The organism is Actinomadura sp. DC4, from assembly GCF_030406325.1.
Lineage (GTDB): Bacteria > Actinomycetota > Actinomycetes > Streptosporangiales > Streptosporangiaceae > Actinoallomurus.
In genome coordinates this window covers 19421-44027 of the sequence record NZ_JAUEQY010000046.1, presented here as the reverse complement: position 1 = coordinate 44027, position 24607 = coordinate 19421, and the positions used below count along the sequence as shown (strand labels likewise).

At 67.6% G+C, this 24607-nt stretch carries 25 protein-coding genes and 1 tRNA gene; 2 read left to right on the top strand and 24 right to left on the bottom strand.

Features of this window, described 5'->3' with window-relative positions:
* Positions 1-55: 55 nt before the first annotated feature.
* The 11 genes from rpoB to QWU11_RS43625 form a co-directional block, all read right to left on the bottom strand.
* Entirely contained in the window at positions 56-3526 is a 3471-nt protein-coding gene (rpoB, locus tag QWU11_RS43675; RefSeq protein WP_290120489.1) for a DNA-directed RNA polymerase subunit beta, read from the bottom strand.
* Between the two features lie 382 nt (positions 3527-3908).
* On the bottom strand, positions 3909-4613 hold the full coding sequence (locus QWU11_RS43670; RefSeq protein ID WP_290120488.1) for a hypothetical protein: 705 nt from the start codon (positions 4611-4613) through the stop codon (positions 3909-3911).
* Complete coding sequence (locus QWU11_RS43665; RefSeq protein ID WP_290120487.1) at positions 4610-5182, bottom strand: hypothetical protein; 573 nt, start codon at positions 5180-5182, stop codon at positions 4610-4612. Before QWU11_RS43665 ends, QWU11_RS43670 begins: the two co-directional genes overlap by 4 nt.
* Positions 5146-6582: an MlaD family protein gene (locus QWU11_RS43660; protein WP_290120486.1), complete on the bottom strand. Its 1437-nt coding sequence runs from the start codon at positions 6580-6582 to the stop codon at positions 5146-5148. The genes QWU11_RS43665 and QWU11_RS43660 overlap by 37 nt, the downstream gene beginning before the upstream one ends.
* Positions 6579-7829, bottom strand: a complete 1251-nt coding sequence (locus QWU11_RS43655; protein ID WP_290120485.1) for an MCE family protein — start codon at positions 7827-7829, stop codon at positions 6579-6581. The genes QWU11_RS43660 and QWU11_RS43655 overlap by 4 nt, the downstream gene beginning before the upstream one ends.
* Positions 7830-7920: 91 nt before the next feature.
* Positions 7921-8961, bottom strand: coding sequence for an MCE family protein (locus tag QWU11_RS43650; protein WP_290120484.1), 1041 nt, complete (start codon positions 8959-8961; stop codon positions 7921-7923).
* 33 nt (positions 8962-8994) lie between these two features.
* On the bottom strand, positions 8995-10014 hold the full coding sequence (locus tag QWU11_RS43645) for an MlaD family protein (RefSeq protein ID WP_290120483.1): 1020 nt from the start codon (positions 10012-10014) through the stop codon (positions 8995-8997).
* Complete coding sequence (locus QWU11_RS43640; RefSeq protein ID WP_290120482.1) at positions 10011-11315, bottom strand: MCE family protein; 1305 nt, start codon at positions 11313-11315, stop codon at positions 10011-10013. The genes QWU11_RS43645 and QWU11_RS43640 overlap by 4 nt, the downstream gene beginning before the upstream one ends.
* A 12-nt stretch (positions 11316-11327) precedes the next feature.
* A complete protein-coding gene (locus QWU11_RS43635; protein ID WP_354670952.1) occupies positions 11328-12122 on the bottom strand; it encodes an ABC transporter permease in 795 nt (264 codons plus the stop codon).
* A gap of 65 nt (positions 12123-12187) precedes the next feature.
* Positions 12188-12910, bottom strand: a complete 723-nt coding sequence (locus QWU11_RS43630; RefSeq protein WP_354670951.1) for an ABC transporter permease — start codon at positions 12908-12910, stop codon at positions 12188-12190.
* A 113-nt stretch (positions 12911-13023) separates the two neighbouring features.
* Positions 13024-14043 (bottom strand): ABC transporter ATP-binding protein, encoded by a 1020-nt coding sequence (locus QWU11_RS43625; RefSeq protein WP_290120479.1) that lies wholly within the window; start codon positions 14041-14043, stop codon positions 13024-13026.
* Between the two features lie 464 nt (positions 14044-14507).
* On the opposite strand from QWU11_RS43625, the gene QWU11_RS43620 reads away from it, so the two are divergent.
* On the top strand, positions 14508-14690 hold the full coding sequence (locus QWU11_RS43620) for a hypothetical protein (protein ID WP_290120478.1): 183 nt from the start codon (positions 14508-14510) through the stop codon (positions 14688-14690).
* A gap of 17 nt (positions 14691-14707) precedes the next feature.
* On the opposite strand, the gene rplL is transcribed toward QWU11_RS43620, so the two are convergent.
* From rplL to QWU11_RS43565, 11 genes are all read right to left on the bottom strand, one after another.
* On the bottom strand, positions 14708-15094 hold the full coding sequence (gene rplL, locus QWU11_RS43615; protein WP_290120477.1) for a 50S ribosomal protein L7/L12: 387 nt from the start codon (positions 15092-15094) through the stop codon (positions 14708-14710).
* A 68-nt stretch (positions 15095-15162) separates the two neighbouring features.
* On the bottom strand, positions 15163-15732 hold the full coding sequence (gene rplJ / locus QWU11_RS43610) for a 50S ribosomal protein L10 (protein WP_290120476.1): 570 nt from the start codon (positions 15730-15732) through the stop codon (positions 15163-15165).
* 250 nt (positions 15733-15982) lie between these two features.
* Positions 15983-16843 (bottom strand): hypothetical protein, encoded by an 861-nt coding sequence (locus QWU11_RS43605; protein ID WP_290120475.1) that lies wholly within the window; start codon positions 16841-16843, stop codon positions 15983-15985.
* A 185-nt stretch (positions 16844-17028) separates the two neighbouring features.
* Positions 17029-17865: an LppX_LprAFG lipoprotein gene (locus QWU11_RS43600; protein WP_290120474.1), complete on the bottom strand. Its 837-nt coding sequence runs from the start codon at positions 17863-17865 to the stop codon at positions 17029-17031.
* 148 nt (positions 17866-18013) lie between these two features.
* On the bottom strand, positions 18014-18184 hold the full coding sequence (locus QWU11_RS43595) for a DUF397 domain-containing protein (RefSeq protein ID WP_290120473.1): 171 nt from the start codon (positions 18182-18184) through the stop codon (positions 18014-18016).
* The gene (locus QWU11_RS43590) at positions 18181-19011 is read right to left on the bottom strand and encodes a helix-turn-helix transcriptional regulator (protein ID WP_290120472.1); all 831 of its coding nucleotides are present in this window, start codon (positions 19009-19011) and stop codon (positions 18181-18183) included. The genes QWU11_RS43595 and QWU11_RS43590 overlap by 4 nt, the downstream gene beginning before the upstream one ends.
* Positions 19012-19205: 194 nt before the next feature.
* Positions 19206-19922, bottom strand: coding sequence for a 50S ribosomal protein L1 (gene rplA / locus QWU11_RS43585; RefSeq protein ID WP_290120471.1), 717 nt, complete (start codon positions 19920-19922; stop codon positions 19206-19208).
* 62 nt (positions 19923-19984) lie between these two features.
* The gene (gene rplK, locus QWU11_RS43580) at positions 19985-20419 is read right to left on the bottom strand and encodes a 50S ribosomal protein L11 (RefSeq protein WP_290120470.1); all 435 of its coding nucleotides are present in this window, start codon (positions 20417-20419) and stop codon (positions 19985-19987) included.
* A gap of 125 nt (positions 20420-20544) precedes the next feature.
* The gene (gene nusG / locus QWU11_RS43575) at positions 20545-21312 is read right to left on the bottom strand and encodes a transcription termination/antitermination protein NusG (RefSeq protein WP_290120469.1); all 768 of its coding nucleotides are present in this window, start codon (positions 21310-21312) and stop codon (positions 20545-20547) included.
* A 52-nt stretch (positions 21313-21364) separates the two neighbouring features.
* The gene (gene secE, locus QWU11_RS43570) at positions 21365-21607 is read right to left on the bottom strand and encodes a preprotein translocase subunit SecE (protein ID WP_290120468.1); all 243 of its coding nucleotides are present in this window, start codon (positions 21605-21607) and stop codon (positions 21365-21367) included.
* Positions 21608-21720: 113 nt separating this feature from the next.
* A tRNA-Trp gene (locus tag QWU11_RS43565) sits at positions 21721-21794 on the bottom strand.
* A 177-nt stretch (positions 21795-21971) separates the two neighbouring features.
* Here QWU11_RS43565 and QWU11_RS43560 point away from each other — a divergent pair.
* A complete protein-coding gene (locus QWU11_RS43560; protein WP_290120467.1) occupies positions 21972-23174 on the top strand; it encodes a pyridoxal phosphate-dependent aminotransferase in 1203 nt (400 codons plus the stop codon).
* Positions 23175-23298: 124 nt separating this feature from the next.
* Here the strand turns inward: QWU11_RS43560 and QWU11_RS43555 are convergent, their stop codons facing one another.
* Positions 23299-24027: a hypothetical protein gene (locus QWU11_RS43555; RefSeq protein ID WP_290120466.1), complete on the bottom strand. Its 729-nt coding sequence runs from the start codon at positions 24025-24027 to the stop codon at positions 23299-23301.
* 3 nt (positions 24028-24030) lie between these two features.
* Positions 24031-24546: a SigE family RNA polymerase sigma factor gene (locus QWU11_RS43550; protein WP_290120465.1), complete on the bottom strand. Its 516-nt coding sequence runs from the start codon at positions 24544-24546 to the stop codon at positions 24031-24033.
* Between the last annotated feature and the right edge of the window lie 61 nt (positions 24547-24607).

The following is a 24607-nucleotide window of genomic DNA, read 5'->3' as shown; positions in this document are numbered from 1 at the left end:
CCCAGGTCGCGGCCGCCGGGCCGGGCGCTCGCGCGCCGGCCCGGTCGTCCGCTCGCTAGACCTCTTCGACACTGCTCGGCTCACGCCGGGACAGGTCGATGCCGAGCTCCTCCGCTGCGCGGAAGACGTCCTCGTCGGTGTCACGCATCTCGATGGACATGCCGTCGCTGGACAACACCTCGACGTTGAGGCACAGCGACTGCATCTCCTTGATCAGCACCTTGAAGGACTCAGGGATGCCCGGCTCAGGGATGTTCTCGCCCTTGACGATGGCCTCGTAGACCTTCACGCGGCCAAGAACGTCATCGGACTTGATGGTGAGCAGCTCCTGGAGGGCATAGGCGGCGCCGTACGCCTCCAGCGCCCAGACCTCCATCTCACCGAAGCGCTGGCCACCGAACTGGGCCTTACCGCCGAGCGGTTGCTGGGTGATCATGGAGTACGGGCCGGTCGAACGGGCATGGATCTTGTCGTCGACCAGGTGGAGCAGCTTCAGAATGTAGATGTAGCCGACCGCGATCGGGTCCTTGAAGGGCTCACCGGTACGGCCGTCGAACATCCGTGCCTTGCCGGTCTTCTGCACCATGCGCTCGCCGTCACGGTTCGGCATGGTGCTGTCGAGCAGCTCGGTGATCTCTTCCTCGCGGGCGCCGTCGAACACCGGCGTGGCGACGTTGGTGCCCGGATCGGCACTGTCCGCCCCGATGGCCTTGAGCTGGCGCTTCCACTCGGCGTCGTCCCCGTCGACCTTCCAGCCACGGCTGGCCACCCACCCGAGGTGGGTCTCCAGGACCTGGCCGACGTTCATTCGGCCGGGCACACCGAGCGGGTTGAGGACGATGTCGACCGGGGTGCCGTCCTCAAGGAAGGGCATGTCCTCGACCGGCAGCACCTTGGAGATGACGCCCTTGTTGCCGTGGCGTCCCGCCAGCTTGTCGCCGTCGGTGATCTTGCGCTTCTGGGCCACGTAGACGCGGACCAGCTCGTTCACGCCCGGAGGGAGCTCGTCGCCCTCTTCGCGGCTGAACACGCGGACACCGATGACCTTGCCGGACTCACCGTGCGGAACCTTCAGCGAGGTGTCGCGGACCTCACGGGCCTTCTCGCCGAAGATCGCGCGCAGGAGGCGCTCCTCCGGGGTCAGCTCGGTCTCGCCCTTGGGCGTGACCTTGCCGACCAGGATGTCGCCCGTGGTGACCTCGGCGCCGATGCGGATGATGCCGCGCTCGTCCAGGTCGGACAGGACCTCTTCGGAGACGTTCGGGATGTCCCGGGTGATCTCCTCCGGACCCAGCTTGGTGTCACGGGCGTCGACCTCGTGCTCCTCGATGTGGATCGAGGAGAGGACGTCGTCCTGCACCAGACGCTGCGACAGGATGATCGCGTCTTCGTAGTTGTGGCCCTCCCAGGGCATGAACGCGACCAGGAGGTTCTTGCCGAGCGCCATCTCACCGTTGTCGGTGCACGGGCCGTCGGCGACGACCGTGCCGACCTCGACCCGCTGGCCCTCGTTCACGATGGGCTTCTGGTTGAAGCACGTACCCTGGTTGGAGCGCTTGAACTTGGCGACACGGTAGGTCGTGCGCGTGCCGTCGTCGTTCATCACCGTGATGTAGTCGGCCGAGACCTCCTCGACGACACCGGGCTTCTCAGCCGCGATGACGTCGCCGGCGTCGGTGGCCGCGCGGTACTCCATGCCGGTGCCCACCAGCGGTGCCTCACTGCGGAGCAGTGGCACCGACTGGCGCTGCATGTTGGAGCCCATGAGCGCGCGGTTCGCGTCGTCGTGCTCGAGGAACGGGATCATGGCCGTCGCGACCGACACCATCTGGCGCGGCGAGACGTCCATGTAGTCGACGTCGGCCGGCGGGATGAACTCGATCTCGCCGCCCTTCCGGCGGACCAGAACGCGGTTCTCCTGGAAGTTGCCGTCGTCGTCGATCGGCGTGTTGGCCTGGGCGACGACGTGCCGGTCCTCCTCGTCCGCGGTGAGGTAGTCGATCTGCTCGGTGACCCGGCCGTCGACGACCTTGCGGTACGGCGTCTCGATGAAGCCGAAGGAGTTGACCCGGCCGTACGAGCTCAGCGAGCCGATCAGGCCGATGTTCGGGCCTTCAGGCGTCTCGATCGGGCACATGCGGCCGTAGTGCGACGGGTGGACGTCACGGACCTCCATGCCGGCGCGCTCACGGGACAGACCACCCGGGCCGAGGGCGTTGAGACGCCGCTTGTGCGTCAGGCCCGCGAGCGGGTTGGTCTGGTCCATGAACTGCGACAGCTGCGAGGTGCCGAAGAACTCCTTGATCGACGCCACGACCGGGCGAATGTTGATCAGGGTCTGCGGCGTGATGGCCTCGACGTCCTGCGTGGTCATGCGCTCGCGGACGACGCGCTCCATGCGGGCCAGGCCCAGGCGGACCTGGTTCTGGATGAGCTCGCCGACCGAACGGATGCGGCGGTTGCCGAAGTGGTCGATGTCGTCGGTCTCGACGGGCACGTCGCGCCCCGCCGGGGCGGTCATCTCCTCCTCGCCGGCGTGCAGCCGGACGAGGTAGTCGATGGTCGTGACGATGTCGTCCTCGGTCAGCGTGCCCTGCGTGAGCTCGAGGTCGACTCCGAGCTTCTTGTTGACCTTGTAGCGGCCGACCTTCGCGAGGTCGTAGCGCTTCGGGTTGAAATAGAGGTTCTCAAGCAGCGTCTGCGCGGACTCCTTGGTCGGAGGCTCGCCCGGACGCAGCTTGCGGTAGATGTCGAGGAGGGCGTCATCCTGCCCCGTCGTGTGGTCCTTCTCCAGGGTGATGCGCATCGACTCGTAGTCGCCCCAGCGCTCAAGGATGCGGGCGTCGTTCCAGCCGAGCGCCTTGAGCAGAACGGTGACGCTCTGCTTGCGCTTGCGGTCGATCCGGACGCCGACATTGTCACGCTTGTCGACCTCGAACTCGAGCCATGCACCCCGGGAGGGGATCACCTTGCAGCCGAAGATGTCCTTGTCGGACGTCTTGTCCAGGGCCCGGTCGAAGTAGACGCCGGACGAGCGGACGAGCTGCGAGACGACGACACGCTCGGTGCCGTTGATGATGAAAGTGCCGCGCGGCGTCATGAGCGGGAAGTCCCCCATGAACACCGTCTGGCTCTTGATCTCCCCCGTGGAGTTGTTGATGAACTCCGCCGTGACGAACATCGGGGCGGAGAAGGTCATGTCCTTGTCTTTGCACTCCTCAACGGAGTACTTCGGCGGCTCGAACCGGTGATCCCGGAACGAGAGGGACATGGTGCCGGAGAAGTCTTCGATGGGACTTATCTCTTCGAAGATCTCCTCAAGTCCCGACTGAGTCGGGACATCCTTACGACCGGCCTGCTGGGCCGCATCGACCCGGGCCTTCCACCTCTCGTTACCGAGCAACCAGTCAAAGGACTCGGTTTGCAGCGCGAGGAGGTCCGGGACACCCAGAGGCTCCTTGATTCGCGCAAAAGAAACGCGGTTCGGACCGGTTGCGGTAGTCGAGGCGTTGCGCGAGGCTGCCAAGAGTGGTCCTTCCGAGGGCTCGCGGCGGACTGACGACGCGCACGCCAGATGACCCACGTCCCAAAGCCGTGCAAGAAGGACTCTCGACGGTCTCGCAGGTTGTGGATAATCAGAGGGCAGCGCAAAGGGGCAGTGTAGCCGAGGGCTACACCGCTGGCAAGCCGACCGCCGCAGTATGCATCACAGTTGCTCCGCAGCATCGCTCGTCAGCGGCCCCACGTCAAGACTAGACATGGACATTTCGCCCGCTCATCAGGCGTGACGAAGGCCATAGTTTAAGCGATGACCGCCCAGCCTCCAAATCTCAGTATCCGGACACCCTGCTACATGTCCGGATACCCCTGCTGGGCAAGGCGATTCGGTGACCTGGGAGGGCCTTCGCTCACGGCTTGGCCGAAGGTTTACTCGACCCCTTGCCGGACGGCTTGGCGGACGACGAGGGGGCCGGGGTGCTCGGCGTCGAGGACGCCGGCGGCGGGGTGGTCATCCGCGGCCCGTCGATCAACCACTTCTCGCCGATCTTCCGCATCTGCAGCCGCGGCCAGGACGTGTCGACCTGGGGCTCCTTGTGCGCCGCGTTGACCGAGATCATCTTCACGAACAGGACGACCTCGACGCGCGTCGGCGTGGCGTCCGTGACGCCCGTGACCTGGATCTGCGTCAGTGCCTGCGTCTGGCTCTTGAGCACGGAGGGCCGGAAGATCTGCCAGTAGTCGCCGAAGGACTTGGCCATGCCCGGCGTCATCTCCGACTTGGCCTTGCTCAGGTCGTAGTCGAGCGTGCGGAAGTTGTAGGACAGCAGGTCCTTGGCCTCCGACTGCGCTGCGGCGCGGGCGTCGTCGCGCGCACGTTCGACCGCGCGGTCGTGGACGGTCTGGTGCCACAGGTAGAGACACCCGACGGCCATGACGAGGCACGCGGACGCCAGCAGCGCCAGCAGCGGCGTCGCCGGCGAATGCCGCTCCGCCTCCGCGGCCGTGGTGCTCTCCACTCCCCCGGTCGCCTTGCCCTCGGTGGCCTTGGTGGGTTTGGCGTCCTTGGCCGGCACGTCGGTCTCCTGGCTCTTGCTTCCGGTCGCCGGTGTCACTGCAGCCCGCCCATCCCCGAGACCTTCCAGTCGCCGCCGCGCTTGGCCAGCTGCACCTGGGCGCTCGCCCAGGACGACACCGGCGTCTTGACCTGGCTGGACCGCGAGGTGCGCTTCACGGTGACCATCACCTCGGCCGACCTGGCGCTGATGTTCACCACGCCGGAGGCGTACACGACCGCGCTGGAGACGAGCTGGTTGCCCACCACGGTCTGCTTCCAGGTCGAGCCGAGCTGTTGTACGGCCTGGGCCTTGAACGCGCTGTCGAGGTCGGCGTAGACGCGCTGGGTGTCCTGGTCGAAGCTCTGGTAGCTGATCCCGTAGAAGTTCGTGACGACCCGGTTGGCGACCTTCTGGACCGCGGCGATGTCGGACTTGCGGGTGTCCGCCGCGTACGTCTTGTCGGCGAGGAAGCCGGCCCACACCGTCAACGCGACGAAGACCAGCGCGAGCGCGGCGAACGCCGCGCCCAGCCGCCCGCCGCGGAACCGCCGGTCGAGCATCGCCCCCAACCGGCCGCCACGGCCGGCGCTCAGCCGACGATCGGGCTCAGCAGAAGCGTCTGCCATGAAGCGTCTCCCGTTAGTTGACTGACCTTGCCCAAGCGGTACCGCTTGCCGTCCGGCCCCACATAGACGCGGGTCCGGGGATCGTAGCCGGTGATGAAGAGTGTCTGAAGCCCGGGCGCCGGCGCCTGCTGCCCGCTCGCGCTCTGCTTCGACGACGCCTGCTTCGCGGCGTCGCCGGAAGAGCCCTGGTCATCGGACCGGTCGCCGGACTGGTCCTGCGACCCGCCGGAGTAGCTGCGCTCGTACGGGAAGCCGGCGCCGTCGGTGGCCCCGGGCGGAAGCGTGGGGTACGGCGAAGCCGGAGCGGCGTTGCGCGAGCCGCGTACGGCGCTCGGGGAGTTCTTGGGCAGCTTGCACGAGGCCTTGGGGTTGATGCTCGCCGGCCGCGTGTCCTGCGGATAGCGCACCTTGGTGCTCTCGTAGCCCTTGGTGCAGACGGGCGGGGCGTTGAGGTTGAGCTCGACGCCGAAGTGGACGGTGCCATCGCCCGGCGCCGCGGTGAAGGTGCCCCCGACGATCAGCGGATAGGTCACCAGCATCTGCCGGAGCTGGGTGTAGCGCGAGCTCAGCACCTGCCCGATCACCGACCCGTTGGCCAGCAGCGTGGGCAGCGTGGGCTCCAGCCGCTCGAACAGGTCGTTGGCCTGGTCGAGAGTGCCGGGCGTGGTGTCCAGCACCGACCGTACGTCGCTGTCGTCGTTCTTCAGCTCGCTGGTGAGCGAGGCGAGGTCGTGGGAGAAGCCCTTGAAGGTCGGTCCCAGGTCGGCCTGGGTGTCCAGGACCGTACGCCCGTTGTTCAGCAGCTGGATCGTCTCGGGGTAGGTCGCGTCCAGCGCGGCGAGGATGCGCTTGTTGGAGTCGAGCAGTGACTGCAGGTCAGGACCGGTGCCCGACAGGCCCTTGTCAAGCTCGTCGATGACCGTGCCGAGGTCCTTGGGATCGACCGTACGGACCAGCGCGTCGACGTTCTGCAGGAGCTCATAGGTCGGCACCGGCAGGTGGGTGTGGTCGCGCTGGATCGTGTCGCCGTTCTTCAGCGAGGGCCCGTTGCCGGCGGGACGCAGGTCGACGTACTGCTCGCCGACGCCGGACCGGTTGAGGACGTAGGCCTGGACGCCATTGGCGGGCACCTTCTTGCCGCGGTCGATGCGCAGCTCGACGCGGACGCCGTTCCGGGTCAGGTGGAGCGGCCCGACGCGGCCGACCGTGACGCCGCGGTAGGTCACCTCGGCGTTCTGGAAGATGCCGCCGGAGTCGGCGAGGTCGAGGTAGACCTTGTAGCGCAGGTCGAGCACGCCCTGGCCGAGACCGATGATGTTGACCGCGGTGTAAGCCATGGTCAACGCCGTGATGACCGCGAAAATCAACAGCTGGATCTTGACGCCCCGTTTGATGATCACGCGGTGCCTCCCTTGAGCAGCGCGCCGAGATCGTCGCCGGGCGGCCCGCTCATGCCGAGCGGCGGAAGGATCCCGCCGAGCCCGCCGCCACTACCGCCGCTGCCGCCCGTCCCTCCGGTGCCGCCCGTGCCGGCGCCGCCCTTTCCGGTGAGCGAGGGCAGCACGCCGAGCGGCGTGTCCGGGACGCTCGTACGCGGCGGTGGCAGGAGGTTCTGCAGCTTGTCGGCGGCCTTGGAAACCCCTTCGAGGGGCGTGCCGGCCAGGAAGTTGTGCGCGATGTCGCCGACGTTGAGGTCGAGCGAGATGAAGAGGTTGCCGTAGTCGCCCTTGAGCGCCTGGGAGACCGTCTGCGGGAACGGGAAGGTGAACAGGCCGCCGAGGATCTTGGGGATGACGTTGCTGGCCTTGTTGGTGTTGTCCAGGATCTGCTGCAGCGCCTTGAGGTTGGCCACCGTGTCACCCTGCGAGCGGTTGATGATCCGCGTCGCCACCGTGCCCAGCTTGTCCATGTTGACCAGCAGCTTGGTGAGGTCCTTACGCTGTGAGGCGAGGACCTTCACCGCCGGGCCGGTGCTGTCGATCGTGTCGGCGATCGTCTTGTTGTGCTTGGCGAGCGTCGCGGACAGCTTGTCGACCTTGTCGATCGTCGTGACGATCTGGCCTTTCTGCCGGTCGAGCGTGCCGACGAACGTGTTGAGCCGGCCCAGCACGTCGCGCAGTTGCTCCGTGTGCCCCTGCAGGGCGGCGTTGAGCTCATGAGTGATCGTCGAGACCTGCTCCAGGCCGCCGCCGGTGACGAGCATCGACATCGCCGACAGGACCTCTTCGACCTCGGTGTTGCGCGAGGTGCGGTCGAGCGGGATCTCGGCGCCCTGGGCGAGCCTGCCCTGCGGCGTCTGGCCCTGGGGGGCCGACAGCGCGACGTACTTCTCCCCCAGGAGGCTGGTCTGGGAGATGGCGGCGACCGCGTTGGCCGGCAGGTCGACCGAACTGCGGAGCTTGCAGGTCACCACGGCCTTCCAGTCCACCAAACTGATCTTGGTGACCATGCCGACCGGCACGTCGTTCACGCGGCACTGCGACTGCGGGACGAGGTCCAGGACGTTCTCGAAGACCATCTTGACTTCGAGCGGGTGGGCCCCGGTGTCCACGCCGCCGGGCAGCGGCAGCGAGGACACGCCCGTGAACCGGCATCCCGACACCGCGACGCCGAGCGCGAGCACCGTCGCGAGGGCCCGGGGGATCACCCGCCGTCCTCGCCCGGCGGCAGGCCGCCTCGCGCTCATGGCCGCGGCTCCCTTCCGACTCGGCGGTCGAGACACTTCGTACCTCTCATGCTCAATGGAAGATCGGCAGCGTGTCGCCGCCGGGCGTCGCCGCCGGAGTGGGTTTGCCGCCGGCCGGAGGTGTCGAGGCCGGCGGCGCCACCGACACGGGCAGCGGGATGAGGTTCTGCAGGTAGCCGTCGAAGAAACGGCCGGTGGAGGTCGCGTCCGCCGCGGTGGTGACGAACGGCCCGAGCGTGTGCACCGCGCGGGTCAGGTTGTCCTGGTTGCGCAGCAGGATGCCGACGACCTTGTGCAACTGCGTCAGCGCCGGATTGAGCGTGGCGCGGTTCTCCTCGACGGTCCCGGTGATCTGCTGCGACAGGGTGACCGTGCCGGAGAGCAGCGAGCGCACCACCGCACGCCGGTCGTCGACCTCCTGCAGCAGCTTGGACCCGTCGGAGACCAGCGCGGCCAGGTCGCCGCTGCGGTCCGCCAGCAGCTTGGTGACGTTGCGCGAGTGGGTCAGCAGCCGGGACAGCTCGTCGTCGCGCGAGGCGATCGCCCGCGAGACCTTGCGCAGCCCGTCGAGCGTCCCGCGTACGTTGGCCGACGAACCCTGCAAGGTGTCCGACAGCGTGTCGAAGGCCTTCCCGAGCTGGGGAATGTCGATCTTCTGCAGTTGCCCGCTCAGGTCCTGCAGCGCGGGCACCACGTCGTACGCGGGCGTCGTGCGTGAGGTCGGGATCTCCGAGTGCGGCGACTGCCGCGGCCCACCGCTGGGCTGCAGCTCCAGATAGTGCGCGCCCAGAAGCGTGGCGATCTTGATCTGCGCCCGTGAGCTCGCGCCGAACCGCACCTTGCCGTCCACTGTGAAGACGACCTTCACGTGGTCGCCCTCCAGGCTCACCTTCTTGACCTTGCCGACCTTGACCCCCGCGACGCGTACGTCCTCGGAGGACTTCAGCCCGCTCGCCTCGGTGAACGCCGCGGAATAGCGGGTGCCCGTCTCGAAGCGCGTCAGATTGAACGACAGGAGCACTAAAAGCGCCACGGTGGCCATGCCCAGCACGCCCATCCGCAGAGGATCCCGCTCTCGGAACGACCGTTTCATGGCCGTGCTCCCCTCTTCGCCCGAAGAGATGCGTCATCCTTTGCACCGGGCGTTCTCGTTCACGATCTGTGGCGTGTTGAAGGAGACCTTTCCGGGCAGCCCGATCTGGGCGTCCAGACTGCAGAGGTAGAAGTTGAAGAAGGATCCGTAGGACGCCACCCGGTCGAGCAGCGTGAAGTTGGTGGGCAGCGCGGCGAACGCCTTGTCGAGCTGGTTGCCGTTCTTGGCGAGGACCGCCGACAGCTGGCCCAGGGTCGCGATGTCCTGCTTGAGCGGGGGCCGTACCTGCGTGAGCAGGCCGTTGGTGGTGCCGATGAGCTGGTTGACGCTGACCAGTGAGTCGCCGATCGACTTGCGGTCGCCCGACAGGCCTGAGACCAGGCTCCGCAGGTCGACGATCAGCGAGGAGACCTCCTGGTCGCGCGAGTCGATCGTGCCGATGACCTTGTCGAGGTTGTCGATCACCCGGCCGATGACCTGGTCGCGGTCGCCGAGCGTCTGGGTCAGCGACGCGACGTGCGCGAGCAGCCCGTTGACGGTGCCGCCCTCGCCCTGGAGCACCTGGATGATCTCGTACGAGAGCTGGTTGACGTCTTGCGGCCGGATCGCGCGCAGCAGCGGCCGGAAACCGTTGAACAGCGCGGTCAGGTCGAGCGCCGGCTGCGTCTGCTCCTTGGGGATGAGGCCGTTCGGCGGCAGGTCGCCGCCCTGGCCCGAGCCCTGGGTCAGCGAGACGTAGCGCTGGCCCATGAGGTTGCGGTAGCGGAGCTGGGCCTGCGCGCTGCGCGGCAGGCGCTCGGACTTGAAGACCGACACCGTCACCTGCGCCAGGTTCCCCTGGTAGAGCTTGACCGAGTCGACGTGGCCGACGTTGACGCCCGCGATGCGGACCTCGTCGCCCGGGATCACGCCGGCGGCATCGGTGAAGATCAGGCGGTACTTCGTGGTGTCGACGAACTGCGTGTTGGAGATCGTCACCGCGAGCACGCCGGTGAAGAGCGTCGCGATCACCGCGAAGATGATCAGCTTGATGGCCGCGGAGGTCGTCTTCACTTGACCGTCACCATCATTCCGCTGGTGGCCGGGGCGTACAGCAGGGAGGCGAGGTCGGAGACCTGGCTCGCCGAGGTCCCCATGGCCGGGGCCATCAGGCTCTTGAGCATCGAGTCGTCGTCGGTGGAGGTGCCGGGCTTGATCAGGACGCTGGACAGGGAGCGGCCGGTCGGCCCCTTCCACCAGGTGTCGTCCTGGGTGCCGTCCAGGGTCTGGTACTGCGGGAACGGCACCTTGGGGTTCGGCAGGCCGTAACAGCGCGGGTTGCGCTGGTCCTTGTTCTCGGGGAGGTCGAGACCCGGCTTGTACGCGGGGCGCGGCTTGCTCAGCTCGATCGTCACGTGCACGCCCGGCTGACCGCCGCCCATCGCCTGGACGAGCCGGGGCTGTGCCTTGGCCATGCCCTGGAAGACGCACGGGATGGACGGGGACGCCTTGGCCACCAGCGCGAGCGCGCGGCGGTTGGCGAGCTGCGCGCCGACGATGCGGGGCTCGTTGTCCTCGGCGAACGGCGTCAGCTTGCCGGTCAGGTTGATGCCCTTGTCGAGAATGGACACCAGCTGCGGCTCCTTGTCGACGATCGTGCCGTTGGTGGTCTGGAGGTTCTGCATGATCGTGAGCAGGTCGGGCGCCGCGGCGTTGAGGTTGTCGGTGACCGTGGAGAGCTGGCGCAGGTCGTGCACGATCGTCGGCAGGTGCGGGTTGATCTTCTTGAGGTAGCCGTCGGCCAGGTCGATCGTCTGCCCGATCTCCTCGCCCCGGCCCTGCAGCGCGGTGGCGAGGGCGTTGAGGGTGGCGTTGAGCTTTTCGGGCTTCACCGCGTTGAGCAGCGGCATGATGTCGTCCAGGAGCTGGTTGACCTCCACCGCGGTGGTCGACTTGTCCTGGGCGATGACGTCGCCGTTCTTCAGGTGCGGCCCGCGCTGGCCGGCCGGCGGCACCAGGTCGACGTACTTCTCGCCGAACACCGTCTTGGGCAGCATCCGGGCCGAGGAGTTGTCCGGGATCAGCGTCGCCTTGCCCGGGTCGAGCGCGAGGTCGATCGCGGCGCCGGTCGGGGTCGAGCGGATCTTACGGACCTCGCCGACGATCAGGCCGCGCACCTTGACGTCGGAGTGCGGTACGAGCTGCAGGCCGGCCCGGTCGCTGTTGACCGTGACCTTGTAGACCGGCGTGAACGCCTTGTTGTACTGCGCGAGCATCAGCACCACGAGCAGGATGACGACGAGCACGAACGCCAGCCCGTACAGGCGATAGCGGACGCGCTCGGACAAGGAGCCGCCGGAGACCGTCGAACTCATGCGCTCTCCTCCTCAGCCGGCGATCCGGACCGTCGTCGTGGTGCCCCAGATCGCCATCCCCATCAGCAGGTCGACGACGTTGACGACGACGAGACTCGTACGCACCGCGCGGCCGACGGCCACGCCGACACCCGCCGGTCCGCCGCTCGCGTTGTAGCCGTAGTAACAGTGAATGAGCATGACGAGCGTGGCGAAGACCAGCACCTTGCCGAAGGACCACAGCACGTCGTGGGGCGGTAGGAACAAATAGAAGTAGTGGTCGTACGTGCCGCTGGACTGGCCGAACGCCAGCGTCACGATGAGCCGCGTGGCGAAGAACGAGGCCAGCAGGCCGATGACGTACAGCGGGATGACCGCGAGCATGCCGGCCACCAGGCGGGTGGTCACCAGGAACGGCAGCGACGGCACGCCCATGACCTCCAGCGCGTCGATCTCGTCGCTGATCCGCATCGCGCCGAGCTGGGCGGTGAAGCCGCAGCCGACCGTCGCGGACAGCGCCAGCGCCGAGACCGTGGGCGCCAGCTCACGCGTGTTGAAGTACGCCGAGACGAAACCGGCGAAGGCCGCGCTGCCGATCTGGTTGAGCGCGTTGTAGCCCTGCAGGCCGACCTCGGTGCCGGTGAAGAACGTCATGAAGGCGACGATCGCGACGCTGCCCCCCATGACGGCCAGGCCGCCGGTGCCCAGGCTCACCTCGGCGAGCAGCCGGATGACCTCTTTCTTGTAGCGGACCAGGACCCGCCAGGTCCACGCGAAGGCGCGGACGTAGAAGGCCATCTGGTGGCCGAAGTCCTCCAGCTTCTCCATCGGCGCGTCGATGACCCGCTTCGCCGTACGGAGCCCGCCGCGCGTACCCGCGCCGACCGCGCCCATCACATCCCCTTCTGCGGTACGAGCTGGAAGTAGAGCGCGCTGAGCACGAAGTTCTCCACGAACAGGGCCATGGCCGCGATCACGACGGTCTGGTTCACCGCGTCGCCGACGCCCTTGGGGCCGCCGGACGCGGTCAGGCCCTTGTAGGAGGCGACCAGCGCGGCGGTGACGCCGAAGACCAGCGCCTTGACCTCGGCCTGGTAGAGGTCGGGCAGCTGGGCCAGCCCGCTGAAGGAGGACATGTACGCGCCCGGGGTGCCGCCCTGCAGCATGACGTTGAAGATGTAGCCGCCGGCGATGCCGACCACCGAGACGATGCCGTTGAGGAAGAGCCCGACGAAGGCGCAGGCGAACACCCGCGGCACCACGAGGCGGTGCAGCGGGTTGATGCCGAGCACCTCCATCGCGTCGATCTCCTCCCTGATCTTGCGGGCGCCGAGGTCGGCGCAGATCGCCGAGCCGGCCGCGGCCGCGATGAGCAGGGCCGTCACGATCGGGCTGGCCTCGCGGACGATCGCGAGCACCGCGGTCGAGCCGGTCTGTGACTGCGCGCCGAGCTGCCGGATGAGGTTGCCGACCTGCAGCGACAGGATCGCGCCGAACGGGATGGCGACCATGATCGTGGGCGCCACCGTCACGCTGACGATGAACCAGGCCTGCTGCAGGAACTCACGCCACTGGAACGGCCACTGGAACATCGCCCGGATGGTGTCGAGCGACATCGCGAAGAACCGGCCGGGCTCGCGCAGGATGACGTTGACCGCACCTTCGGCGACCGGGGCGAGACGGCTCGGCGGCGGCCTGGTGTCTTCGTCGGGGCGCTCGGGCGCCTGGGTCATGGGCGGCCACCTCCCGCTCCCGCGACGGGCGTGCGTTCGGCGACGTAGCGCGGCCACTCCTCGAGCCAGTCACGGCCCTGCTCGTCGACGAACGATCCGGGCGGCGGGGTGACGCCGTGCTCGCGCAGCCACTCGCCCGGCGCGCGCTGGGCGGGGCGGATGCGGCCGTCGGCGGTCATCAGCTGGGGCGGGATGGGCGGCAGGCCGCCCGGGTCCGAGCCCATCCGCGCCTCGGCCTCCAGCTCGGAGACGTCCTTCTCCTCCGACATCCCGATCGGGCCGACCTTGCGGGCGTTGAGGAACTGCCGGACGACCGGCTCGTTGCTGGACAGCAGCATCTCGCGCGGGCCGAACATCACCAGCTCGCGGCGGAACAGCAGGCCGATGTTGTCCGGGACCGTACGGGCCGTGTTGATGTCGTGGGTGACGATCAGGAACGTCGCGCTGGTCTCGGCGTTGAGGTCGACGATGAGCTGGTTGAGGTACGCCGTGCGCACCGGGTCGAGGCCCGAGTCGGGCTCGTCGCACAGGATGATCTCCGGCTCGAGCACGAGCGCGCGGGCGAGACCGGCGCGCTTGCGCATGCCGCCGGAGATCTCACCGGGGAGCTTGCGCTCGGCCCCGATCAGGCCGACCATCTCCATCTTCTCCATGACGATCTTCTTGACCGCCGACTCGGACTTCTTCGTGTGCTCCCGCAGCGGGAAGGCGATGTTGTCGAAGAGGTTCATCGAGCCGAAGAGCGCGCCGTCCTGGAACAGGACGCCGAACAGCTTGCGGGTCTCGTAGAGGTCGTTCTCGCGCAGGTGCGGCATGTCGCGGTCACCGATCCAGCAGTGACCGCGGTCGGGCCTGAGCAGCCCGACGAGCGTCTTGAGGAAGACGGACTTGCCGGTGCCGGAGGGCCCGAGGAGGACCGAGATCTCGCCGGCAGGCAAGGTCAGCGTCACGTCCTCCCAGATGACCTGACGCCCAAACGACTTGGTCAGCCCATCGACTCTGATTTCGACGCCCACTCGTCACCTTTCGTCCGGCCGGGGGGTATCCGGTCCAACGAGCGAGTTACCGCTGAGTCACGTTGCCCTATCGCGCAGTGCCACCGCAAGGTGACTGCGCGGCTCCGTGTAAGCGTGCAACTACCGTAGTCGTCCTGTCCCCTAATGGAAGGGGATCACGCCAACACCGTGGCCCGGCGATGGCCTCGTAAGCGGATCGTTACTTGATCCTTATGAGACTAGCGGTCCAACAAGTGACTTGTGAAGGCCCAGGTCCACTGTGCCGGCCCAGGGGGCGCCCCCCTGGAACCCCCGATGAGGGGGGCTCCGCCCCCACGCCCCCACGAGGGCCGGGGTCGTCTCGGACGCCGGCCCGGCGTTGAGGGCGCCGGATAGGGCCGGGAGAAGAGCGAGGATCCGGAGTTGTCTTCACGCGTTCGACGGTCGGCCGAGCCTGCGCCCAAGTCGGGTTGGAGCGGTGGCAGATGTTCGACGTCCCGGCCGCCCGAGTGCGGGATGGTGACCGCGGCCGGTGCTCCGGCCGGGGTGGATGCGCCGGTCACCGCCGTCTCGGCGACGCGGAGTGGCAGATCATCGACCCGCCGGTGCAGGTGGTGGTCGGCGACGCGAAAGGGGCGGCCGTCCGTACGGACGGCCGCCCCCCGTGAAGCGGTGAAGCGGATGACTACTTGACGGTCACCGAGGCGCCGGCCTTCTCGAGGGCCTCCTTGGCCTTGTCGGCCTGCTCCTTGTTGACCTTCTCCAGCAGCGGCTTCGGCGCGCCGTCGACGAGGTCCTTGGCCTCCTTCAGGCCGAGGCTCGTGAGGGCGCGCACCTCCTTGATGACCTGGATCTTCTTGTCGCCGGCACCCTCGAGGATGACGTCGAACTCGTCCTTGACCTCGGCCTCTTCGGCCGGGGCGCCACCGGCGGGGCCGGCGGCGGCGACCGCGACGGGGGCGGCGGCCTTGACGTCGAAGGTCTCTTCGAACTGCTTCACGAACTCCGACAGCTCGAGGAGGGTCATCTCCTTGAAGGTGTCGAGCAGCTCGTCGGTGCTGAGCTTCGCCATGATGTCTCCTGTCTCATCGGCCCGGTCGCTGTCCGGGCCACATACAAAGGTCTTCTACGACCGCGGGATCAACCCTCGTCGGATGCCTCGGCGGGCGCCTCTGCCGGCGCCTCGCCACCCTCGCCCTCGCGCTTGACCCGCAGGGCCTCGGCCAGCTGAGCGGCCTTGACCGGCAGGGCGTTGAAGACGGCGGCGGCATTGCCCATCGACGCCTTCATCGCGCCCGCGAGCTTCGCGAGGAGGACCTCACGCGACTCGAGGGAAGCGAGCTTGGTGATCTCCTCGGGCGTCATCGACTTGCCGTCGACGACACCACCCTTGATCACGAGATCCGGGTTGGCCTTGGCGAAGTCACGCAGGCCCTTGGCGGCCTCGACCACGTCACCACTGACGAACGCGATCGCGGACGGACCCTGGAGCAGCTGCTCGAGTTCGTCGGCGACCCCGGCCTCACGAGCGGCGATCTTGGTCAGTGTGTTCTTCACCACGGCGAACCGTGCATTGTCACCGAGGGTCCGGCGCAGCTCGGAGAGCTGTGCCACGGTGAGCCCGCGGTACTCGGTCAGCATGGCACCGCTCGAGCTCTCGAACGCGTCCTTGAGCTCGGCGACCGCTGCCGCCTTGTCCGCCCTCGCCATGGGCCTCCTTCCAGATGTACGCCGGTAAGGAAGGCCCAGAAAACAGGAAAGCCCCGGCGCAGGCGCACGGGGCGGCGACGCGGGAAGGCGTCGCGCTGCTCTCGTCATCACCTGCGCTGGCCACCCGCTGTGCGGGACCTTCGGTCACCCATGCGGGTGACGACCGGCGGTCTTCGGCGATTCAAAGAGTACGCGCCCGCCGTCCGCATGCCAAATCACTTCGGCGCGGACGACGGGCGCGGAGGCCGGATCAGCTGGGCGAGGCGCTGGGGAGGCCCTTGAGCTGCATGCCGTCCGCCACCTCGCTCTGCGGCGGAGCGGTGATCGACACCGGCTCGTTGAAGCCCTTGTAGTTCATGGCCGTCTTGAACTTCAGCTTCGCATCGGCGGGAGTGGCCAGCGTGAGCTTGCGCGGCAGCTGCTTCCCGTCGATCCAGGTGTCGAACTTCAGCTTGTCGAGACCGGTCTGGCTGAAGATCTTCTGCGCCTGCGTCTTCTGCTCGGCGTTCAGCTTGCTGAGCCCCTCGCTGAGCGCGATCGTGCCCTTGTAGTGGGTCGTGGAGACGCCGTCGACGGTCTCCTTGCCGACCTTGTGCACGTCCTTGGAGGCCGTGAGCATCTTGGCGTTCAGGGCCGGGTCGGCCTGGTGCCCCTGGTCCTCCATGGCCTTGACGTCGACGCCGGTGGCCTTGCCCAGCTGGTCGAGGGAGAAGCTCACCCACGGCTTGCCCGCCGTCTTCGCGAGGGCCGGGATCTTGAGGTAGATCGTGTTGTCGACGAGCACCTCGTTGAAGCCCGCGGCCGACGAGTCACCGGTCTTGATCGCCGGAACGTCGAACTTCATCGCCGGCTTCGGCTGGAGCTGGAACGCCAGGTCGCCCTTGAGGTCGGTCGTCTTCCCCGACACGACCGTGGACGTGGTCATCGTCGCGCGGAACGACTTCAGGTCGCCGGTCTCGGTCGCCGACTTGCTGAGGGCCTCCTGCGCCGCCGTGAGATGGACCCGGCCTTCAGGAGTCGCGCTGCCGGACGGCTTGGCGTCCTGGCCGGAGTCCGCCTTGCACCCTGTCAGCGACGCCGTGAGCGCCAGCCCCGCGGCGGCGCCTGCCACATATCGACTGGCCCTTGCTGTCATAGTGAGTTTCCTCCAGGTAGCGGCTCAGATGGACACCGGTTCTTTTCTTTTGGACACCTCTTCGAGGTGTTCGGTTCGTACCTTTACAAGAGCTCTTCAAACGGAGGACCCCGTGACATGAGTCACGGGGTCCTCGATGTTCGGATAAAGGGGCTGGTCAGCTAGTTCGACTGGCCGCCGAAAACGTTTTTGAGCTGGTTGCCGTCGGTCACCTCGGACGCCGGGGGGGCGCTCACCGAGAACGACTTGTTGAAGTCGCTGAAGATCAGCGTGGAGGACGCCGTGCCCTTGTCCGCCGTCACCTTGGTGACGAGCTTGCGGGGCAGGCTGTCCTTGCCCACCCACAGGTCGAAGGTCACCTTGTGGGCGCCGGACTTGGCGTAGAACTCCTTGAACGCCTGCTGGGCCTTGGGTTCGAGCTTGCCCGCCTCCTCCGGCGTGACCGTGCCCGCGTAGTGCGTCGTCTTCACGCCGTTGATGCTCTCGCTGCCGACCCGGTGCGCGTCCTTGGACCCGGTGAGGATCTTCGTCTGCTGGGCCGGGTCGGCCCGCTTGATGACGCTGTCGAGGTTGACGCCGGACTGCCGGCTCGCCTGGGAGATCGAGAACTTCACCCACGGCTTTCCGCCGGTGAACTGGGACAGCTGCTGCGGCACCTTGGCGTAGAAGGCGTCGCCGAGCAGGATCGCCCGCTCGCCGCCCGGCACCGACTGGCCGTGCAGGGTGGCGTTGTCGAGGGTGCCCGTGGCCTGGAGCTCGGGCTTGAGCCGGACCTGAACGGTCCCGTGCACCTTCGCGGACGCCTCGCCGGTACCCGCGGCGGTGATGGCGACCTTGTACGTGTCGACGGTGGCCGTCTTCTGCGACGTCAGGGCGATGGCCTGCGCGGCCGGAACCGCGTCGGCCTGTTTACCGTCACCCGTGGCGTCATTGCACGCCGAGAGGGAGACGATGAGCGCTGCACCTGCCGCGGCGCCTACGGCGTATCGACGAACCATGGTTCCTCCTGCGGTCTCGCGTATGGCTATCGGCTCGCTGGCCGCGAACCGCTCTTGTCCCGCCAATCACGAGTCTCTTGCCCGACGCTCCGTCGAGCATCCCCCGCAGGGACCAAATGATTTGTCGCTCTATGCCCCCCAAGTCGTACTAGCGCATGCCCTGCCCGGCGAACTCGCTGGTCACCAGGGCGAGCTCGACGCAGTCGCCGGTCTGACCGCCGCTGCGGCTGGCCTTGCGCCAGACAGGAGTGACCTCGACACAGTCACCGGTGCTCCCACCGCTGTGACTGCTCTTGCGCCAAGAATCCACCGAATTCATGTGCTCTCCATCACCGCCGCGATCAACTTCAGCGACTCGATCTCCGGTAGGGCAGCTGCACGGATGAGGTCGAAGCGGACCACCATCTCCTCTACCTCACTGGGCTTTTGTATCAAGATGCCATGCCCACCGGAACCCTCGATGTAGGCGACGTCCGGAGCATTCTTGAAGGAGAGGACCATGAAAGAGCCTTCGAGCCCTGGGTAGGAGCCCACGTCATCGCGGACGACCTGAACGGTGACATGAGGTTGCTGTGCAGCGAGCAGCAACCGCCGCAGTTGGTCGCGCCTGACCGCCGGATCGCCGATCTTGCGACGGATCACCGTCTCATCCGTCAACAACCACAGTCGCGGTGGGTCGTCGCGCTCCAAGATCGCTTGCCTGTCCATCCGGGACGCGACCAGCTGATCCAGGGCATCGACCTTCTGCCCGGACTTCAACACGTCCTGGGCATACGGCGTGGTCTGCAGCAGGCCTGTGACCAGCAGAGCTTCATACTCCCGGATCGAGGTCGCCTCTGCCTCCAGTTGGAGGTAGGCCTCGAAGCCGGGTGGGAGGACGCGGTGGCGGCCGGCGCGTTTGATCTCCTCCCACATGCGGTGGAACGTCTCCACCGGCGGTTTGAAGAAGGTGTCGAGGTCGTAGGCGAACGCCTCGGACGGGGGTTTCTCGGCGTTCTCCACGATGGCGATCCACTGCGCGGTGCAGCCGAGCGCCTCGGCGAGCTGGGTGCGGGAGAGCTCGGCCGCCTCGCGGTAGGCGCGGAGGAGCGCCGCGAAGGCACGGACGAGCGGGTCACGAGTGAAATCGCCTGGATCAGGTTGCATGGGGGGAGTCCCTGGTGGTCTAGGGGACGCGCTGCGTCCGCCGTACTGTCAGATCGTCACCGGAGTAATGCAGAGCGTAACAGCGCGTCACCAGGCCGTACCGGACACCCGTTTCAACCACCGCCTAACCACCGGAAACGACGAGAGGCGCCTCCCCGAAGGGAGACGCCTCTCGTGTGAAGCGAAGGTCAGGCCTACGCGTCCTCGTACTCCGCGGTGAGGTTGCGGGTGACGCTCGTGTCGAGCGGGATGCCCGGCCCCATCGTGGTGCTCAGGGTGCCCTTCTTGATGTAGCGCCCCTTGGCCGCCGACGGCTTGAGCCGCAGGATCTCCTCCAGCGCGGCGGCGTAGTTCTCCACGAGCTGCTGCTCGCCGAACGACGTCTTGCCGATGATGAAGTGAAGGTTGCCGTGCCGGTCGACACGGAACTCGATCTTGCCGCCCTTGATCTCGGAGACCGCCTTGGCCACGTCGGTGGTGACGGTGCCGGTCTTGGGGTTCGGCATGAGACCGCGCGGGCCGAGCACCCGGCCCAGCCGGCCGACCTTGCCCATCATGTCCGGCGAGGCGACGACCGCGTCGAAGTCCAGGAAGCCGCCCTGGATGCGCTCGATCATGTCGTCGGTGCCGACGTAGTCGGCGCCGGCCTCGCGGGCCTCGTCGGCCTTCGCACCACCGGCGATGACCAGCACGCGCGCCGTCTTACCGGTGCCGTGCGGCAGGTTGACCGTGCCACGGACCATCTGGTCCGCCTTGCGCGGGTCCACACCGAGCCGGAACCCGACCTCGACGGTCGCGTCGAACTTGGTGGGCGAGGTCTCCTTGGCCAGCTTGACGGCCTCGACCGGGTTGTAGAGAGCGGCCTTGTCGATCTTGGCGTCCGCGTTGCGGTACCCCTTGCTGCGCTTCATGTGCGTCTCCTTGCTGGAGTGCGTGGTGCGGGCCGCGCATGGCCCTCCCACGAGGGATGGTCTTAGCGGGCGACCGTGATGCCCATGGAACGGGCGGTGCCGGCGATGATCTTCTCGGCCTGCTCGATCGAGCCGGCGTTGAGGTCGGGCATCTTGGTCTGGGCGATGTCGCGAAGCTGGTCGCGGCTGATGCTGCCGACCTTGTTCTTGTGCGGCTCGCCGCTGCCCTTGTCGACACCGGCGGCCTTCTTGATCAGCTGCGCGGCCGGCGGGGTCTTGGTGATGAACGTGAACGAGCGGTCCTCGTAGATGCTGATCTCTACGGGGATCACGTTGCCGCGCTGGGACTCCGTGGCAGCGTTGTACTGCTTGCAGAAGTCCATGATGTTGACGCCGTGCGGACCGAGAGCGGTACCGACCGGCGGCGCGGGCGTCGCCGCTCCGGCGTTCAGCTGGACCTTGACGACCGCGGCGAGCTTCTTTTTCCTGGGAGGCATGCCTCACCCCTTCGTTCCGTGATGATTTCGGCCCCGACTCCCGCGTGACGCGAGCAACGCGGCGGCTGGAACGTCGCGCCGCCGCGTTGGAACCGCTTGCTCCCCCGCTCTCGCGGGGGACGTTTTCAGATCTTGGAGACCTGGTTGAACGACAGCTCGACCGGGGTCTCGCGACCGAAGATCGAGACGAGCACCTTGAGCTTCTGCGCCTCGGCGTTGATCTCGTTGACCGTGGCGGGCAGCGTGGCGAACGGGCCGTCCATGACGGTGACGGACTCGCCGACCTCGAAGTCCACGGTGGCCGCGGCCTTGGCGGTCTCCTTGGCCTTGGCCTGCTCCTCCGGCTCGGGCGCCAGCAGAGTGGCGACCTCGCTGAGGTGCAGCGGCGACGGCGTGTTGGACAGACCGACGAAACCGGTCACGCCCGGCGTGTTGCGGACCGCGGCCCACGACTCGTCGGTGAGGTCCATGCGCACCAGGATGTAGCCCGGCAGGACCTTTTCGCTGACCTTCTGGCGCTTGCCGCCCTTGACCTCGGTGACCTCGTGCTGCGGCACCTCGACCTGGAAGATGAAGTCCTCCATGTTGAGCGACTGGGTGCGCTGCTCGATGTTGGTCTTGACGCGGTTCTCATACCCCGCGTACGAGTGAACGACGTACCACTCGCCCGGTAGGCGCCGCAGCTGGGCCGTGAAGTCGCCGAGCGGGTCGGAGGGCTCCTCGGGAGCCTCGTCCTCCGCCTCTTCGGCAGACTCGGCGGTGTCCTCGGCCGAGACGTCTTCCGCCGTCTCTCCGGACTCCGCGGTGACTTCCTCAGCCTCGGTCGCAGCCGCCGTCTCCACAGACTCGGCCTCCTTGACGGCCTCGTCGTGGAGCTCTGGGGACTCGGACACGTTCACTCTTTCTCTCGTTCGTTGGGTGTCGCTGACAAGAACTGTGACGCGATCAGCCGAACAGCTTCAGAACCGTCCACGAGAACAGGTTGTCGAGCCCGAAGACGATCCCCACGACGATGACCACGAAGATCAGCGAGACGGTCGTGTAGGTGACGAGCTCATGGCGCGTCGGCCAGATGACCTTGCGAAGCTCGGCGACCACCTGGCGGTAGAACAGGAGGGGCGAAGTCCGCTTCTTGCCGGGCTTCCCCTTGTCCTTGGTCGCGGCGTCGTCGCGTGTGTCAGTCGCCATCGATGTCGACGCATCCCCTCGTCGGTCGTGTATTGAACTCCGCTGTGGGCGTGCGCATCATACGTCCACGTACTTAATGCATACGTCTTCATGTATACGTGAACCGCATTCCGCAGGGCAGGAGGGACTCGAACCCCCAACCACCGGTTTTGGAGACCGGGACTCTGGCCAATTGAGCTACTGCCCTTCGCCAGTGGCATCACTTCATGGCGTGCGAGAGCCATCAGCGACGTCACTAGGTCCCGCAGTCTACGTGTCAAACCACCCCCGCGTCGAACCAAACGCCGCAGGCGCGCCCGGTTCGGCCTCACTCGGGCCGATATCCGGCTGAGATCGAGACACCCTGTCTGCGACGATGGAGCGTATGAGCACTCGAATCTCCGCCCGGATCGCCGCGATCTCCGAATCCGCCACCCTGGCCGTGGACGCCAAGGCCAAGGCGCTGAAGGCCGCGGGACGCCCGGTCATCGGATTCGGCGCGGGCGAGCCGGACTTCCCGACCCCGGACTACATCGTCGAGGCCGCCGTCGAGGCGTGCCGCACCCCTCGCTTCCACAAGTACACGCCGGCCGGCGGGCTGCCGGAGCTCAAGGCCGCGGTCGCGGAGAAGACCCGGCGCGACTCCGGGTATGAGGTCGAGGCGTCGCAGGTGCTCATCACCAATGGCGGCAAGCAGGCGGTGTACGAGGCCTTCGCGGCGCTGCTCGACCCGGGCGACGAGGTCATCGTGCCCACGCCGTACTGGACGACGTACCCCGAGTCGATCAAGCTGGCCGGCGGCGTGCCGGTCGACGTGGTCGCCGACGAGACCACGGGCTACCTCGTGGGCGTGGACCAGCTCGAGGCGGCCCGCACCGACCGTACGAAGGTGCTGTTGTTCGTCTCGCCCTCCAACCCGACCGGCGCGGTCTACAGCCGCGCCCAGGTCGCCGAGATCGGCCGCTGGGCGGCCGACCACGGCCTGTGGGTGGTCACGGACGAGATCTACGAGCACCTGGTGTACGGCAGCGCGGAGTTCTCCTCCATGCCCGTCGTGGTGCCCGAGCTGGCCGACCGTACGCTCGTGCTCAACGGCGTGGCCAAGACCTACGCCATGACCGGCTGGCGCGTGGGCTGGATGATCGGCCCCAAGGACGTCGTGAAGGCCGCCACGAACCTCCAGTCGCACGCGACGTCCAACGTCGCCAACGTCTCCCAGGCCGCCGCGCTGGCGGCCGTGAGCGGCGACCTGTCGGCCGTCGCCCGCATGCGCGAGGCCTTCGACCGGCGCCGCCAGACGATGGTCCGGCTGCTCAACGACATCCCCGGAGTGGTGTGCCCGGAGCCGGAGGGCGCCTTCTACGCCTACCCCTCGGTCAAGGCGCTGCTCGGTAAGGAGCTGCGCGGCAAGCGCCCGCAGACCTCCGTCGAGCTGGCCGCGCTGATCCTGGAGGAGGCCGAGGTCGCGCTCGTACCCGGTGAGGCCTTCGGGACGCCGGGCTACTTCCGCCTCTCGTACGCCCTCGGCGACGAGGACCTCGCCGAGGGCGTCGGCCGCGTCGCCAAGCTGCTCTCCGAAGCCCACTGAACGATCCACTGCCAGACCAACGACACGGGCCGCCCCGTCGATGACGGAACGGCCCGTGTCGTGTCCGAGGGCCTGAGGGGCGGGTGCCGGGACGCCTTGGGAGGCGGATGCGTCCCGGCACCCCTCAGGAGACGTTCACACCGTCCGCGACGCGCAGAAGCCGGTCACCCAGTGAAGGGCTGACGCTCACCCAGACTCCGAGACCGTGGCGTTCGATCCACATGACCTGACTCGGAATGGGCGGCCCGGCGCTGCGCAGCGCGGGATGGTCGTGCACGGTGGACTGCTTCGCCATCGGCGGGGTCAACCCGAGATCAGTCGGAGCCGTGAGCCCTCCGCCGCGTACGAGGCGTACCTCGATCCAGCCGCCGGAACCCGTCCAGCGGCAGACCGTGGTCTCCTTCGAGCCGACGTGGTCCGTCTCGCAGGGCTTCGCGGTGAGGCCCTGGGGAAGGTAGCCGAGCAGTCGCTCGGCCATCGCGAGGCCGGAACCACGCGGGCTCGGGGAGTGTCTCGGCTTCGCCGGGGGGTGTGCGCCATTCGATCCGGCCTTGGGCGAGCCCGAGCGTGGAGTCACGGACGGCGCCGGCGTCGCCGGCAGCGAGCCGGTCACGCCTCCGCCGTGCTTTCCCCCGCCCTGACCGTCCGCACCGACGGTCTGCGGGCGAAAGGACTGATAGGCCGGGACCATCGCGACTCCCACCGCCACACCGGCCACACCGACGGCCAGCGCCGTCCGGCGCCGGACCGTACGGTGATGACGGCGCTTGGCGTCCGAGGCCAGCGACCTCGGGGCCGACACCTCCGTGACATGCTCCGCCATGGCCTGCCGCAGCTCATTCTCCAGATCCATGGTTCACCCCCTTGACGATGCCGTGTGGGCGGATGAGGCCATCCGCTCACGCAGCCGCGCGAGCCCCCGCGCGGCCTGACTTTTCACTGTGCCGACCGAACACCCGAGCATTTTCGCGGTGTCGGCCTCGGACATGTCCTCCCAGTAACGGAGGACCAGGACGGCCCGCTGCCTCGGACCCAGACGGCGCAGCTCCTCGATGAGCACCCCACGGAGCTCAACGGTCGCTGTCTCCGACGCCGAGGGCATCTCCGGTGGGCTGGGCATCTGCACCTCTCGCAGCACCCGCCAGCGGCGCGCCCTGCTCACCGTGAGATTCACGAGGATCCGGCGCACGTACGGCTCCGGATTCGTCTCGGCGTCGAGCTTTCCCCAGTGCCGGTAGGCCTTCTCCAGTGCCGTCTGGAGGAGGTCCTCCGCGTCGGAGCGGGCTCCGCACAGCAGACTCGCCGTACGGAGCAAGGCCGTACCCCGCTCCGTCACGAACTTGACGAATGACTCGTCATCCCGACGCGCCAAGGTGCTCCGTCCGATGAAGGCAGATTGGTGCCGTCCGAGCGCGGGTGACCCTCCGCGCGGG